The organism is Arthrobacter sp. J156 (genome assembly GCF_056172865.1).
Genome location: NZ_CM149650.1, coordinates 2,183,217 through 2,197,889, shown reverse-complemented (window position 1 = coordinate 2,197,889; position 14,673 = coordinate 2,183,217). Strand labels below are relative to the sequence as shown.

At 61.3% G+C, this 14,673-nt stretch carries 13 protein-coding genes; 11 read left to right on the top strand and 2 right to left on the bottom strand.

The features are described from left to right. The first annotated feature begins 1 nt into the window (after position 1). Positions 2-655 carry a cupin domain-containing protein gene (locus tag AC0QR5_RS10025; RefSeq protein WP_329863935.1) on the top strand — a complete coding sequence of 218 codons (654 nt, stop codon included), beginning with the start codon at positions 2-4 and terminating at the stop codon, positions 653-655. Positions 656-777: 122 nt separating this feature from the next. On the opposite strand, the gene AC0QR5_RS10020 is transcribed toward AC0QR5_RS10025, so the two are convergent. Then, positions 778-1,356 (bottom strand): hypothetical protein, encoded by a 579-nt coding sequence (locus AC0QR5_RS10020; protein WP_329863937.1) that lies wholly within the window; start codon positions 1,354-1,356, stop codon positions 778-780. Between the two features lie 35 nt (positions 1,357-1,391). Between AC0QR5_RS10020 and AC0QR5_RS10015 the strand changes: the two genes are divergently transcribed. Beyond that, entirely contained in the window at positions 1,392-1,691 is a 300-nt protein-coding gene (locus AC0QR5_RS10015) for a hypothetical protein (RefSeq protein WP_329863939.1), read from the top strand. A gap of 352 nt (positions 1,692-2,043) precedes the next feature. Here AC0QR5_RS10015 and AC0QR5_RS10010 read toward each other — a convergent pair whose 3' ends face one another. After that, positions 2,044-3,225, bottom strand: a complete 1,182-nt coding sequence (locus AC0QR5_RS10010; protein ID WP_329863941.1) for a CdaR family transcriptional regulator — start codon at positions 3,223-3,225, stop codon at positions 2,044-2,046. A 232-nt stretch (positions 3,226-3,457) separates the two neighbouring features. Here AC0QR5_RS10010 and AC0QR5_RS10005 point away from each other — a divergent pair, with 232 nt between their 5' ends. The 9 genes from AC0QR5_RS10005 to AC0QR5_RS09965 all read left to right on the top strand — a co-directional run bounded on the left by AC0QR5_RS10005 (position 3,458) and on the right by AC0QR5_RS09965 (position 14,073). Further along, positions 3,458-3,889 carry a RidA family protein gene (locus AC0QR5_RS10005; protein WP_329863943.1) on the top strand — a complete coding sequence of 144 codons (432 nt, stop codon included), beginning with the start codon at positions 3,458-3,460 and terminating at the stop codon, positions 3,887-3,889. Further along, entirely contained in the window at positions 3,886-5,169 is a 1,284-nt protein-coding gene (locus AC0QR5_RS10000) for an FAD-dependent oxidoreductase (RefSeq protein WP_329863945.1), read from the top strand. Before AC0QR5_RS10005 ends, AC0QR5_RS10000 begins: the two co-directional genes overlap by 4 nt. Positions 5,170-5,243: 74 nt before the next feature. After that, on the top strand, positions 5,244-6,773 hold the full coding sequence (istA, locus tag AC0QR5_RS09995) for an IS21 family transposase (RefSeq protein ID WP_237428196.1): 1,530 nt from the start codon (positions 5,244-5,246) through the stop codon (positions 6,771-6,773). After that, positions 6,770-7,558 carry an IS21-like element helper ATPase IstB gene (istB, locus tag AC0QR5_RS09990; protein WP_237428195.1) on the top strand — a complete coding sequence of 263 codons (789 nt, stop codon included), beginning with the start codon at positions 6,770-6,772 and terminating at the stop codon, positions 7,556-7,558. The genes istA (AC0QR5_RS09995) and istB overlap by 4 nt, the downstream gene beginning before the upstream one ends. A gap of 654 nt (positions 7,559-8,212) precedes the next feature. Further along, on the top strand, positions 8,213-9,307 hold the full coding sequence (locus AC0QR5_RS09985; protein WP_430970782.1) for a YkvI family membrane protein: 1,095 nt from the start codon (positions 8,213-8,215) through the stop codon (positions 9,305-9,307). A 289-nt stretch (positions 9,308-9,596) separates the two neighbouring features. Continuing rightward, positions 9,597-10,034 carry an FAD-dependent oxidoreductase gene (locus AC0QR5_RS09980; RefSeq protein ID WP_329864279.1) on the top strand — a complete coding sequence of 146 codons (438 nt, stop codon included), beginning with the start codon at positions 9,597-9,599 and terminating at the stop codon, positions 10,032-10,034. A 109-nt stretch (positions 10,035-10,143) separates the two neighbouring features. Further along, positions 10,144-10,929 carry an NAD(P)/FAD-dependent oxidoreductase gene (locus tag AC0QR5_RS09975; RefSeq protein WP_329864277.1) on the top strand — a complete coding sequence of 262 codons (786 nt, stop codon included), beginning with the start codon at positions 10,144-10,146 and terminating at the stop codon, positions 10,927-10,929. Between the two features lie 838 nt (positions 10,930-11,767). After that, positions 11,768-13,330 carry an IS21 family transposase gene (gene istA / locus AC0QR5_RS09970; RefSeq protein ID WP_475372463.1) on the top strand — a complete coding sequence of 521 codons (1,563 nt, stop codon included), beginning with the start codon at positions 11,768-11,770 and terminating at the stop codon, positions 13,328-13,330. After that, positions 13,327-14,073, top strand: a complete 747-nt coding sequence (locus AC0QR5_RS09965; RefSeq protein ID WP_329863576.1) for an ATP-binding protein — start codon at positions 13,327-13,329, stop codon at positions 14,071-14,073. The genes istA (AC0QR5_RS09970) and AC0QR5_RS09965 overlap by 4 nt, the downstream gene beginning before the upstream one ends. Positions 14,074-14,673 lie beyond the last annotated feature (600 nt).

Below are 14,673 nucleotides of genomic sequence, written 5' to 3'. Positions count from 1 at the left end.
CATGCATGTCTTTACTCCGGCAGAGATCGGCGCGCGTCTGCGGAAGTATCGTCTCGCTAAGGGTGTGACCATCTCAGATTTGGCTGCTGGCGCAGGACTTTCAGTCGGGTTCATCTCGCTCGTGGAAAACGGTAAGTCAGATCTGACCATCGGGCGGTTGACTCGTGTGCTCGAGTACTTCTCAGTCAACCTCACAGACTTCTTGAGAGAAGATGAAGCCGAGCTGCTCGCGCCCGAGCCCGAGAATATTCACGAATATGAAGCGGAAAGAATACTGACGTCCCCCTCGGAGGGTGTGACGTACCGATTTGTTCCTCAGCCACCTGATGGACAATTTACAGTCTTGGAAGTCACCCTGGAGCCCGGCGCAACCCGGAGTGAAATGTCCTTCCACGAGGGTGATGAATGCGTATTCGTCCTGCAGGGACAGATGCAGTTGCACTATGGATCACGCGCCCGACTTCTAAAAGCTGGAGAAAGTCAGTACTTCGACGGGCTCTTTCCGCACAAGTTCCGCAATCCGACTAATAGAAGCACTCGATTCTTGGCGGTTATGGGCAATCTGCGCGGCTCTCGTCCTGGCCTGTCCTCTCCTCACCGGCACTTGATTCCCGGCCAGCTAGGTGTGGAGGAGCCAACCCTGCCGAGCAGCTGATGAAAATGATGCGGTTCATCACGTCAAATCAAGCCAGGCGTATCGGAAGCTTCGAATTACCACCTGTCGTGAGGGCCGTTGCCGGTGCTAGCAAACGGGCAGGGGAGCGGGCTGACGCGATCCTAGCGAAAGCTGAGCAAGACGCCGAAGCGGCATCCCGGACGCGACGCTAAGGTGCGACAGATGCTCGAGGCAGGCGAAAGCAAAACGTCCGTCGCGTCCCGACTGGGACTGAGCACGGCATATTTGAAACGCCACATCGACGGCGCCGCAGGCGTGACGGAGAAATCGATAGGCACAGTTCTGGGAACACGCGAGAGGCGGTCCTTTTCCAGCAACTTGGGCACGCGTTTGAGGATCTCCTTCCGTTCCGGCTCGCGGATTCGTCTGCTTGATTTTGGCCAGTTCAGTGCTTTCAGGGGTTGTGAGCCAGGGGCGTTCGTCACGGTCGATTTGGTGCCGGCGAACTCAGCGTGAAGGCCGCCCTCACTAATGCCCAGCTCGACGATAACGCACCAGGATTGCTGGAGAACGTCGGGCTCGTGCCGCACCTCGGTCCCGCCATCGTAGACACCCGTACTTCGAATTTTTCTCGGCCAGCTGATCTTGGTGCAGTCGTGAGACCACTGCGGAAGAATCGGCCAAAGCGATGATTGCTCAAGGAGCCAGGCCTCTGCCTCACGCTGCCCGCTGCAGCTCATGCCCCTTGGTTAAAATGCCGGGAAAAGCAGTGGCGATGCTCTTCGTGCTCGTGAAAATCTCTGCAGCACCGCAGCGAAACTACAGATTAAATCTGGCCGGCAATGTGTTCCGGGCTTCCACCATGGTGCAGTATCCCCGGCCGGCAGCGACTGTTCCGACTAGTTGCCGCGTCGTCGGCTTCCGCCTCGATAATCTGCTGGACGGTGATGTATCGGGCTCTGCGGCCCAGTGCAATCGGCAGAAGGTGGTTCTCATGGCCGCCAGCACGATGATCGCTGCCACGGTCTCTTTTGCGGTGCCATTGTCGCAGGTGGACACACAGCGGGCGCCTTAGCGGCCCATGCGCTGGTTCACAGACCGGAGCCTTTGAGGACCCGTCTTTGGGCAGCATTACTAATCACACAACCCCCTTTTATTGGTCACGTGAACGAGTACAGCCCCATCCCCTTCGGGACGGGGAACGTACTCGGCCGGGTTGTCGTCTCGCACGTGGGCGCGGATAGCCTCTGATTGATTAGCGTGAGCGGTCGTTCGTCGCTGAGCACCGCCAGGGCGTTGGGCGCCGAGTATCGCGATTCCCGTTTATGGTGATCGCCGAGTACCCGGCGCCCGGCCAATTCCACCGGTAGGTGCTGTCTATGCGCTTGATGAGGTAGTCGCGCTCGCGGTCTTCCTACGCTGAAGCTTTACTCAGCCTGTGACTTGTCGACTTCGAATTCACTGGCCTTGCAAGCGAGATACAGGGCTAGGTACGCCTGACCCGACCGTTCGCTCCAACCTTGGAGCTCCTCAATTTTTTCCAGGCGGTGAATCAGAGTGTTCCGGTGGACGTGCAGGCGCCGTGCTGCTCCTACCAGGGAAAATCCGCTTTCACACCAGGCCACCACGGTGGACCGCATTGTTGGCCAGTCGCCCCGAGTTAGGAGCCCTGCGGCGACGGCAGTCGCGTAACGGCGCCTCACGCGCAGGCTTACACTGGAGAGCAGCTGCTCAATGCGGACTTGATCGATGGTGGTAACACGCTCAAATCCATGCATCAGGCGCCGACCCAGCCGGAGGGAATCGACGGCGTCTTCGTAGGAGCTTCGTAGCCCGGCCGGATCTACGCCCTCAGTTCCGATTCCGATCTCGACATCGGTAGCTAGATGGGCGTGAAACTGCTCAAGGCAGTGCCGGGCCTGCTGCGCAATGCCCGGGATTCCATCTCCGTCTGGGTGCGCAAAAACGACATACCGGTTGGCCGCGATCGAAACGGCAATGGTGTGCTTGTGCGGGAAGCTCTCGCGGAGCAGCACCAGGGCACGGGGCAGCAACTCAGTGGTTATGGTTGGGATGGAGCTCCGGCCGTTAATTTGGACGGCGATCCCCACTCTGCTCACCGTTAGATCAACCGCTTGCTCTCGAGCTTGATTCAGGAGGGCTACGGCTTCAGTTATTTCAGGATCGAAGGCAAGAATTTCGTGGACGAGGTCTTCAAGATCGCGTTGATGTTGGAGGCCCGTGCGCAGGAGCGATGCCTGATGGAGCAGAATTTCCGTCTGGCGTTCCACCAAAAGGCCGAAACGGGTAACTTTCGCTGGTGAGCCGGTAATTCCAACAGTGCCAATCAAGTGCCCGTTGAGCAGGATGGGCAGGGTGACTCCAGGCTTCACACCGTGCAGAGCACTGGCTTCCGCCGCTGAGTGTGTGGCTGGTAACCGGGTGCGAACAACATCCAGGGAAGCCTCGTGGAGGGTGCCAACGCGGCTCATGTCGCCACTGCCGAGCACGATGCCGTTGGCGTCTGTAATGACAATGTTGAAGCCGACAATGGCGGTGGTTTCACTCGCAATCTGTTGCGCTAGAGCCTGAGTCAGGTTTCCGGTCACGTTCCTGGTGCCACTTTCCACCGCCATCACTCTCCGCTGGTTGTTTCGTACATTCGACAGCTAGAAATTAGTCAAAAGTGGAGCGAATAATCCAATGACTTAAATCACACCCAACCTTACGGTTGGTGGTAAGCGGCGCCAAGCCGGAACTGCATACGGCGTTCAGCAGGGTAATCGACCTCCGAAGGATGTTCAGTTCCCCTTTGCCCTTTTTCGCATCAGGAAGAGATCCATGACTTCAATTTCCAGCTCCGCCCCTACGGTTGATGTAGACGGCATCACCACAACTGACATGCCCTATCCCTCAGCGACACGTGCAGGTGACATCGTCTACGTTTCAGGGCAGGTGTCCTTTACGGATGATGGCACCGTCCACGGCGAAGGGGATGTCACAGCCCAAACCCTGCACTCCTTGTCACGGCTCGCCCGCGTCCTCGACGCCTATGGGGCGACCCTTGACGACGTCGTTTCCTGCACTGTCTATTTGAAGGAAGCAAGCTTGGGGGGCGCTTTCAACGCCGCCTGGTCGGCCGGTTTCGGTGGTCATCGGCCTTCTCGGGCCACAGTAGTTACAGAATTGCTGGACCCGCGCCTCCTGGTGGAGGTGCAGGCGATCGCCCACCTTCAGGAGAGAGCGTCTGGGGACGCTAGGGGTGGAAAATGAAGCTCCTCGTCGTCGGGGCTGGCATCATCGGAGTGACCACAGCCTACGAACTGGCCCGCCGCGGGCACGAGGTTCAGGTCATAGACCGCGAGGCTGGAGAGACTCGAATGACCAGTGCCGCAACCGCGGGGCTCATTGCACCCGGCCACTCTTTCGCTTGGGCTTCACCCGCTGCGCCCATGGAACTCCTCAAGTCCTTGTTCTCAGCTAATACCTCAATCAGGGTCAAACCGCGTTTCGATCCAGAGTTCATATCCTGGGGATTGAAGTTCCTGCGGGAATGCACCTCTTCCCGAGCCAGTACCAACACCTTGGCGAAATTGCGGCTCGCTCAGCGCAGCCAGCAGGTCTTCAACGAGATCGTCAAAGAGGAGGAGATGGATTTTAAACCAACGGTCGGCGGCGTCCTATACCTCTACCGTGACGAAATGGGTTTGCGGCGGGCAGTCGAGCGCGGGCGCATCATGCGCGATCATGGCCAAGAACAGAACGTCGTGTCGAGAGATGAATTGCTGCACCTGGAACCGGCACTGGCCACCAGCCGGGCCTCCTTTGTGGGAGCCGTTCACGCCGTCACTGACGGTAGCGGAGACCCTACATTGTATGCCTCGGAAATCCGCAAACGCTGCGAGGAAATGGGCGTTAGGTTCACGTTCAACACGGCTATAAAGGCTATCCGCAAAGACGGTGACCGGGTGACCGCTCTTAGCAGCAAAGAGTCAGACTTCCTAGCCGACGGCTATATTTTGGCCGGTGGTCCGGCCAGCGCTCGACTGGCCCGAACAGCTGGAACGCGCCTTTCCGTTTATCCCGCGAAGGGATACAGCATAACAGCGCCAGTAAATGCAGGGGCTGTGGCGCCCAGGCTAGGAGGCATTGACGAAAAATCCCTCGTGGCCTGGTCACGATTTGGGGACCAATTGAGGATGTCAGCCACGGCGGAATTCTCCGGCTACTCCCTTGCCCACTCGCGCAAGGACTTCAGTAATATCGTCAAGGCAGGACAGGAACTGTTCCCCGGCGCATTGGACTACGACCGCGCCACATACAAAATTGGGCTTCGACCCATGACCCCAGACGGCCCGCCCATCATCGGGGCGGGGAAGCAGCGGAACCTTTACTTCAATACAGGCCACGGTCACCTCGGCTGGACCATTGTTAGCGGCCATGAAAAACTGCCCATAGGCGGCCACGAAAGTGCCCGCTGGCGGCCAGCAGAACTGCCCGCCGGTGGCCATGAGATCTGCCCACTTCCTTACTTGTTCCTGCCGCGTCTTTAAGCGGTGGGGGCCTCTCCCTGCGGTTTGATGACGGTGTCTAAGCGCACCAAAAGCGAACCAGGAAGAGGCCCTGTATGAAGTCTGACGGAGAAATCATGGAAATTCTTGCTGCCTACGATCTGACCGGATCGTTGCGCGCCACCGCGGAGCTCACGGGCTGCTCGCACCACACCGTTGCTAAACACGTCACCGCCCGTGACGCGGGCCGGCCGATCGGGGAACCCGCGGCCCGCGGCCGGGTCACCGACGCGTTCCTGCCCAAGATCGAGGAATGGATCGAAGCCTCCAAGGGCCGGATCCGGGCCGACAAGGCCCACGAAAAGCTCCTCGCTCTGGGCTACACCGGTTCGGAACGGTCTACCCGCCGGGCGATCGCGCAGGTCAAAGCCGCGTGGCGGCTGGGCCACACCCGCGTCCACCGGCCGTGGATCACAGAACCGGGGATGTGGTTGCAGTACGACTTCGGCGACGGGCCCCGGATCGGCGGGGTGAAGACCATCCTTTTCGTGGCCTGGCTGGCGTTCTCACGCTTCCGCATCGTGATCCCGCTCAGGGACAGGACCGCGCCGAGCGTGTTCGCGGCCCTGGACCGGTGCTTCCGGATCCTCGGAGGGGCGCCGACCTATGTCCTCACGGACAACGAGAAGACCGTCACCACCGCCCACGTCGCCGGGGTCCCGGTGCGCAACCAGCAGACCCTGGACTTCGCCCGGCACTACGGGGTGACCGTGCTGACCTGCCAACCGGCGGACCCGGCCACCAAAGGCGGAGTCGAAGCGTCCGTGAAACTCGCCAAGGCCGACCTCGTGCCCAAAGACACCAACCTCCGCGATGACTACCGCACCTTCGCCGAGCTCGAGGCCGCCTGCACGGCGTTCATGGACGAGGTCAATCACCGTGAGCACCGGACGACGCGGCGGAAACCCGCGGCCATGCTCGCCGAGGAAGCCCCGCGGCTGCACCGGATCCCGGACACCGCCCACACGGTCGCGTTCGGCCTGGCCCGCGGCGTTCCGGAGAACACCCCAATGGTCACCTTCGAAAACGCCCAGTACTCCGTCCCGGCCCACCTGCTCGGAGCCCGGGTGTTCGTCCGCACCCACGGCACCGGGCCCGGCGAGCAGGTCATCATCGTCCACCACGGCACGACCGGGCCCGTCGAAGTCGCCCGCCACGAACGGGCACGGCCCGGCAGCCCCGCCATCAACGACGAACACTTCCCCGGAACCCGGGCGAAGCTCCCCGGCGACTACGAGGTGAGGGCCCGCAGCGCGGACGAGGCCGCGTTCCTGGCCATCGGCGAAGGCGCCAGAACCTGGCTCGTCGAGGCCGCCGCGGCCGGGACCGCAAGGATGAACGTGAAAATGGCCGAAGCCGTTACGCTGGCCAAAATCGCCGGCACTGATCAGGTCGACCGGGCCCTGGGCGACGCCGCCCTGCACGGCCGGTTCGCGCACCCGGACCTCGCCTCGATCTTGAACGCCAACATCCGCCGCACTACCACCCACGCCGCCAACGAAGCCACCTCCCTCACCCAAGGAACAGGGGCGTGGGCCGCGATCGGCAACCCCGCAACCATCACCACGCCGGAGGAGGCCCGATGAGCCCCGTCACCACGACCAATACCGTGGCTCCGCCGCTACCGGCGGACCTGGAGGCCCTGATGCGGTCCCTGAAAATGCCCCACGCCCGGGCGCTGGCCCCGGACCTGATCGCGACCGCCCGCGCCCAGCGGTGGGAACCGGCCGAGGTCATCAAGGCCCTCTTCACGGAGGAAGCCGCCGGCCGGGCCCGGTCCATGCTCGCTTCCCGCCGCAAAGCAGCCGGGTTCCCGACCGGGAAGACCTTCGAGGCGTGGGACCCTGCAGCGTCCTCCATCCCGGGCCCGACCCAGCAGGCACTGCGGACCCTGGAATGGATCACCCGCAGGGAAAACTTGGTCGTCTGCGGGCCCTCGGGGACGGGGAAGACGTTCTTCCTCGAAGCCCTCGGCCAGCAGGCCGTCGAAGCCGGAATGCGGGTCGCTTGGTTCAGGCTCGAGGACCTCGGCGTCCTCATCCGCGCCCACCGAACCGATGACAGCGTCACCCGGGCCGTTGCCCGGATCCTGCGCGCCGAGCTCGTGGTCATCGATGATATTGGTCTGTTGCCCGTGGCCACGGACGCCGCCGAAGGCCTCTACCGGGTCGTGGACGCAGCCTACGAAAAACGCTCCGTCGCGATCAGCTCCAACCTCCACCCCGCCGGGTTCGATGAGCTCATGCCCAAAACCCTCGCCACCGCCACCGTTGACCGACTGCTGCACCACGCCCACGTCTGCCAGACCAGCGGCGATTCCGTCCGTCTTACCCAGGCCCTCGCCGGAAAAGGAGTGACCCGCTTGAACTGACCAACCCAACGATGGCCGACCCCGCCGAAACGAATCAGTGGGCAGATCTGTTGGCCATAACCGGGCAGTTTTACTGGCCACCAGCGGGCACATCAACTGGCCGCCCATGGGCAGAACGTAATGGCCATTGACAGACCATGGCGTGCGGATCTGCAGAGATGCTGGCGGACGTGATCGAAGGCAAACCATCCGCTCTCCACCAGGACACATACGCGCTAAGCCGTTAACCACTACCGAGGCGGATCCACGTACGACAGGACAGATATCCTCACCCGATTGGCAGGGGAAGAGGCCGATAGTAGGCTTCCTGGTCACTGGGACCCACTGTCCAGTGGCATGGACGCGGCGCTTCACCGGAGTGGACCTTATCTGCATCGGGGCCAGTGTTCCAGCCGTAGTCACGGGAGCGCTTCCTGGCCCTCCTCGCGGTGCTAGTCATGCTGGCCATAACCCTAGGCGCTCACAGAAACCAATGTTCCGGCATGCTCCTCCCGTCCAGGCGCTAAAAGGCGTGATTCGTCCGTGGGGCGAGGTTGACGACGTAATTGGACACAACATGCAGGGCACTGAGACCACAAACATAACAAGGGAGTTAAAATGACGAGTTTACAAAAGACCAAGAAGAGGGTCCGAGCAGGCACAGTTACGATGTTCATGGGTGCAATGATCGCCTATTTGATTGGCTCGGGTTTCGCAACCGGTCAAGAATCGATGCAGTACTTCTCGTCCTATGGAGCAGCAGGTGCCGCCGGGGCATTGGTAATCACTCTTGCTTTCTACGTCTATTTCTGCACGGTCGTCCTTCGTGATGCCTCCAACTTGCGACTGAAATCTGCCAACGACATTTTTACCTACTACTGCGGAAAATATATTGGAGGTTTTTTTGGAGTCGCCACCCCTGCATTCCTCTACGCCATGTATGCAGTGATGCTGTCGGGTGCGGGCGCGGTCCTGAATCAGCAACTGGGGTGGAATAATCAGGTAGGCATTTTCGCGATGGCTATCGCGGCGCTTCTGACGGTGATGTTGGGCCTCGACGGTCTGGTTGCCGTGGTGTCGAAAGTCGGTCCTATCATTGTGGCACTAGCGCTCATAGTCGGTACCGCTGGCATTATCATGAAACCACAAGGCATCGCGGAATCAGCCGAGACTCTCCCGAACATCGAAGTCCTGCAAGCAGCTCCAAACTGGGCGATTTCAGGGTTCATTTTCCCCGCCCTGGGCCTCCTAATGCTGGTTCCATTCCTGGCGGGCTTAGGCCGCAAGGCCCAGAACGACACCGAGGCGAAGGTCAGCGGATTTGTTGGTGCTGCAACGTTCGTGGCAGTGACCGGCGTTGTCGCCTACGGATTGCTAGCCAACATCGGGGATGTATACGATAAGCAAATTCCAATGTTGGAAGTGGCGCAGCAGATGTTCGCAGGTTCAGCGATCATTTTCACTTTCATCCTGTTGGCCGGCATTTACACCACCGCGGTTCCGTTGCTGTGGGTAGCCATTAACAGGATCGAACGGCAGGACAGGAGCAAGAAGGCTAAGATTCTGGCTGTCATCGGCACCACTGTTGCCTTGCTGCTGGCCCAGATTCCGTTCGCGAGCTTTGTCAACATTCTTTACCCGATTGGCGGCTACGTGACCCAAATCTTGTTGATCTGCATTGTTGTTAGGCAAATCCGGAATCATCGTGACAGGAAGAGGGGACTGGACGTCTACGATGTTCCATTTGAACGTTTGGACGCCAAAGCCTGATAAGACTGATGACACAGGACCGAGCGCGTGACTGCGCATGAAGGTAGTCAGAAGGACTGGGGAACAGGTTCCTAGAGGGCCTCTAGGAACCTGTTCTCTGCCCCCATGTGAAGAGTCCAACTCCTGGTTCCGGAGTTGCGCGGAACCGCTGCATAGATGAGCGTGGACAAGGAGAACCCGCGTGCTACAGGGACTTGGGGAGACGCCAGCGTCGCATCAACTCAGGAAGCCTCATGGATAAAAGAGTTGAAGGCGAACCACCATCGGCTGCTAATGGCAATGTTTCGTTTTGGTACGCCGAAGGCGGTCTGCCCCGGAGGAGACCATCACTGCCTGGCGATACCAGCGCAGACGTTGCCGGTTACGCAGGACTTTGACCACATACTACTTAAAGAAAGCCCAGCCTAATCTAGACATAGTTGTCATAGAAAGCCGGTTTGCCGGCCTCGGCGCTTCAGGTCGCAACGGCGGTTGGCTGACCAACAGCATCACAGGCGGCCGAGAGCAGTACGCTGCAACTCATGGTCGCCGACTCGCCGGGCGGTTTCAGCTCCTGATGAATGACGCCGTCGATGAGGTGGTATCCCGTGCCGCTAAAGAAGGTATCAACGCTGACATTCGCAGGGGCGGCGAACTGAAGGTGGCACAAATCCCGCACAGCTGGAACGCGTTAAGGTGCTGGCGGATGCGGAAGCACTGTGGCCCGAAGCGGAGGCTAGATTTTTGAGCCAAGCCGAGTCACAAGAACGTGTACAAATTGCCAAGGCACTTGGTGGAATATATCACCCAACAGCGCACGGATTCACCCGGCTAAACTTGTTCGCGGGCTCGCTGACGTGGTCGAGAAGATGGGCGTACGACTATGTGAGGACACGACTGTAAGTGAAATCAGCCCGAGACCGGCTAGAACCGACAGAGGAAATGTCACAGCGACCTACATCCTGCGTGCCACCGAAGGATTCACCGCCAATCTGAAGGGTTTGCACCGCGAGTGGCTGCCAATGAATTCTTCTATGATTGTCACCGAGCCCCTTGGCGATGAGGTCTGGGCAGAGATCGGTTGGAGTGACTGCGACACAGTAGGAGACTCGGCGCACGCCTATGTGTACTCTCAACGAACAGCAGACAACCGCATTGCCCTTGGGGGCCGCGGCATCCCGTATCTCTTCGGATCAAGGACGGACGTAGGGGGAACCACGCAGCCAGAAACAGTCCGAGCCCTAACCAGGATGCTACGCAGAATGTTCCCGGCGGCCAGAAACGCACGAATCGAGCACGCCTGGGCCGGTGTTTTGGGGGTTCCGAGGAACTGGAAGGCAAGCGTAGGACTCGACCAACAAACCGGAGTGGGCTGGGCCGGCGGTTACGTCGGCACCGGCGTAACCGCAACCAACTTGGCTGCCCGCACCCTTCGTGACTTGATTCTCGATCCGCAAAGCGAACTTACGACTTTGCCCTGGGTCAACCGGCGGGTGCGGCAATGGGATAAAGAGCCCTTGCGCTGGATTGCCGTCAGCTCGCTTTATAAGGCCTACAATCTCGCTGACCGGGCCGAGAATGCAGGCAGAAAAACTACGTCGCCAATTGCAAAGATGGCTGGCATCATTACCGGGCGCACCTAAGCAGTGTCCGCCCGAGCCTTCGCGGAGGACGTCTCACCATTACAGAACTCCCGAGTTTAAGGGGCTGCTCACTAATGCGGTTGTGGACCTTGTTCAGCACCAAAAGGATCTGGCATCACGATTCCCGGTGATGGGGAATTCGGCAAGGCCATGTTTTGCGGAAAGAATACTGCAACCTTGTCAACGCCCGACTGATCGTGCACAGATTGATAATCCCTCCATCGCGGAAAACTGGGACCCAATCAACCCTGAGCCCAGCGTGCGTGGAGGACTACCAGCGGTTCACCCAAATCCACACTGAGTCGCTGAACCATGCTCTGCGCTTCCATGACTGCTGGGAATCCGGCACGGCCTACATACTACGGACATCGACTTCCGCCTCATTGTTGACCTGGTCCTCGGTGTTAGCGCGGGCTCCTACTCATTCGAGGGTGCCAACGCCCGCACGAACATGAATGGAGCCCTTTGGCAGGACACGACGCTGCCGGCCGGTAAGATCCTCGTCCCAGGGGTCGTGTCCCACGCAACAAACGACGTCGAGTATCCGGAACTGGTGGCCCACGCTTCACCGGACACGTTGGCCGCGACAATGTCATCGCCTCCACCGACTGAGGGCTTGGCGGCCGGCTGCACCCGCAAATCGCAGACGCCAGCTGGAGTCTCTGGGGGGGAGGTGAATATTCGCTTCGTTGGGGTCCACCGGTCGTGCGTTCGGGGGCCGGTGCGCTCATCGCCCGATATTGAGCGTGGGGACCGGCAGTGGCGTGCTTGGGGGCCACCGCGCGCTTAGGCTCCTTCCGCCGTACGTATAGGGCGCACGGCGGAAGGAGAACCATCAATGGTACGGAAGATCAGGGCCAAGCTGGTGTTGCAGTTGCGGGCCGAGGGCTTGTCCGGCCGGGTGATCGCGGCGTCGCAGGGCATGTCCCGGAAATCGGTCACGGCGGTGCTGGAGGCCGCCGACGCTGCCGGTATCGGCTGGGACGAGATTAAGGACCTTGCCCACGGCGAGGTTTACGAGTTGTTGTTCCCGGGTCGTGGTGAGCATCAGAGCGTGTTCGCCCAGCCGGACTGGGAGCGGGTTCATCGGGAGCTGGCGCGGGTCGGGGTGACGTTGAAGCTGCTGCACGGCGAATACGCTGATGGCTGCGCGGCCGGCAGCGAGCCGGCGATGGGATACGACCGGTTCTGCCGGACCTACCAGCGCCACGTGCTGGTCACCGGGGCCGCCTCGAGGGTCGGGCATAAGGCCGGGCAGACGGTCGAGGTGGACTGGTCCGGGCCGACGATGCAGCTGCACGGTCCGGTCACTGGCGCGACCCGGACGGTGTTCTTGTTCGTGGGGTGCCTGCCGTTCAGCCGCTACGCCTTCGTCGAGCCGACCTTGGATATGAAGCAGGACACCTGGTTGCGGGCGCACGTGTCGATGTTCGAGGCGTTCGGCGGCTCGGTGCCCAGGATCGTGCCGGACAACCTGAAGACCGGGGTGATCAGTCATCCCCGTGAGGGCGAGGTCGTCCTGAATGATGCCTACCGGGAGATGGCCGCGCACTACTCGGCTGCCGTGCTGCCGGGGAGGGTGAGGTCTCCTAAGGACAAGGCCAGCGTGGAAAACACGGTCTGGCACGTGGCCATGCGCGTCATCGCTGACCTGCGGGAGCAGCGGTTCGACTCGTTGCCGCAGCTGAAGGCCGCGGTTACCGAGCGGGTGGCGACCTATAACGCGGAGCCGTTCCAGAAGCGGCCCGGGTCCAGGACCAGCGTGTTCACCGCCGAGGAGCGGCCCCTGCTGACGCCGCTGCCGCAGGTGGCCTACGAGATCAGCCGGTGGGTCTATGGGCGCAGGGTGGCCCGCAACGGACACGTCGCCTGGGAGAAGAACCACTACTCGGTGCCCTTCGCCCATATCGGCACCACGATCGACCTGCGCATCACCGACCGGATGCTCGAGGTCTACCGGGGCGTCGAGCGGCTGAGCAGCCACTTGCTGCTGCCGGCAGGCTCGGCCAACGAGTACCGCACCAATGACGCCGACCTGCCCGCCGGCGGGCGGTATCAGCCCTGGGACGCGCCGAGGGCCCGGGAATGGGCGGGACGGATCGGCCCATCCGCCGTGGTGGTGGTGAACCGGATCTTCGAATCCGTTCCCGTGGAAGAGCAGGGCCTGGACGCCGCCCTGGCCGTGCTGCGTCTGGCACGGCGGTATTCCGCGGAGCGGGTGGAGGCCGCCTGCCGGATCGCCCTGGGTGGCAGGATCAGATCCCCGCGCTATGCGCATCTGCAACCGCTCCTGGCCACCGGCCAGGACCAGGCCCCGAGGCTGAGGCCCCCACGGGATGAGCCAGCGGAGCTCGGCGGGTACGTTCGCGGCGCCGACTACTACGCGGGAGGCGCCAAGTGAGCGGGATCGATACCGAGACCAAGCGCAAGCTCCGCGAGATGGGAGCCGCCCCTTTGCTGGCGGCGCTGGAGGCGCAGGACGAGAACCTGATCCTCGGGATGAGTTTCGAGGACCGGCTGCGTCTGGTCGTCGACGAGGCCCACTCCACCTTCAACCACGCCAAGGTCGAGGGCCTGGTCCGGCGGGCCGGACTGCGCTACCCGGCAGCCGACCTGCGCCGGCTCGACAGGGTGGACGAACGCGGCCTGGACCGCAACGTCATCGCGCAGCTCGGCACGTGTTCGTTCATCGAGCGGCAGCAGAACGTGGTGTTCCAGGGCTTCACCGGCTCGGGGAAGTCCTACCTCGGGTGCGCGCTGGCGAAGCAGGCCTGCCAACACCGGATCCGGGCCCACTACATCCGGATGCCCGATCTCGAGGAAGCCTGGGCCCTGGCCAGGGACAAGCCGCTGGGAGCTACGAAGTTCCTAAAGAAGTACGCCGCGTTCACCCTGCTGGTGATCGACGAGTGGCTGCTTGACCACCCGGACGAAGGGATGCGAAGCATGCTCCTGGAGCTGCTTGAGCGCCGGTACGACAGTTCCTCGACAGTGTTCTGCACCCAGTACGCCAAGAAGGACTGGCATCAACGGCTTGGCTCCGGGGTGCACGCCGACGCGATCATGGACCGAATCGTGCACAACACCATCTGGGTCGATACCGGCACGCACAACATGCGCGAACACGCCATGCAGAATCAGTAGCAGGACCGTCGGTGGGGACCAGTGGCCCCCACCGACGCCACTGCTGGCCCCCACCGGCAATATCACTGGCCCCGAACGGCAATATCGGATGGCCTCCAAGCCTTCGAATACTCAGGAGGGGCACAGATCGCAACCAACAGGCTGTTTGCGCGCTGAGACGCCACCGTTTAAACCGACTCGAAAGCATGAACAATGGTGCTGTCTTTGCTTTCAGGTCCTCCCCGGTGTTGAGGATGCAACTAACCAACCTTATTTCAACCAGTCGAGATAGTGCGAAGAGAAACGTAGGGCCGCCCCAGTCGCCGCTCGGTTGCCAGGGGCTCAGGCCGTATCGACTCTTCAACTTCAGATCCGCCGGTTGACGCATGCATTTCTAGTCGGAGCCAAGACGGCGAGGCTACGGATGAGTCGATAACCCGGCCCGGCGAGTCGGAAGGCCATAGGGAGGTCAGGACGGTAGGACGTAGATGAACACCTTACCGATGGCGCTGCTCCACGACGTCGGGTGCCGCGGCGATCGCTTGGAGCGGGAAGCGGGTCAGCGGCAGGCCATGTTCTTCTCCAGCGCGCAAGGCGCCGGCCTTCCGCGCCTCGGAGACG

Excerpts from the sequence above, each read along its gene's own strand:
- AC0QR5_RS10025 (WP_329863935.1), top strand. The coding sequence starts at position 2 with ATGCATGTCTTTACTCCGGCAGAGATCGGCGCGCGTCTGCGGAAGTAT.
- AC0QR5_RS10020 (WP_329863937.1), bottom strand. The coding sequence starts at position 1,356 with ATGAGCTGCAGCGGGCAGCGTGAGGCAGAGGCCTGGCTCCTTGAGCAA.
- AC0QR5_RS10015 (WP_329863939.1), top strand. The coding sequence starts at position 1,392 with ATGCTCTTCGTGCTCGTGAAAATCTCTGCAGCACCGCAGCGAAACTAC.
- AC0QR5_RS10005 (WP_329863943.1), top strand. The coding sequence starts at position 3,458 with ATGACTTCAATTTCCAGCTCCGCCCCTACGGTTGATGTAGACGGCATC.
- AC0QR5_RS10000 (WP_329863945.1), top strand. The coding sequence starts at position 3,886 with ATGAAGCTCCTCGTCGTCGGGGCTGGCATCATCGGAGTGACCACAGCC.
- istA (WP_237428196.1), top strand. The coding sequence starts at position 5,244 with ATGAAGTCTGACGGAGAAATCATGGAAATTCTTGCTGCCTACGATCTG.
- istB (WP_237428195.1), top strand. The coding sequence starts at position 6,770 with ATGAGCCCCGTCACCACGACCAATACCGTGGCTCCGCCGCTACCGGCG.
- AC0QR5_RS09985 (WP_430970782.1), top strand. The coding sequence starts at position 8,213 with ATGGGTGCAATGATCGCCTATTTGATTGGCTCGGGTTTCGCAACCGGT.
- istA (WP_475372463.1), top strand. The coding sequence starts at position 11,768 with ATGGTACGGAAGATCAGGGCCAAGCTGGTGTTGCAGTTGCGGGCCGAG.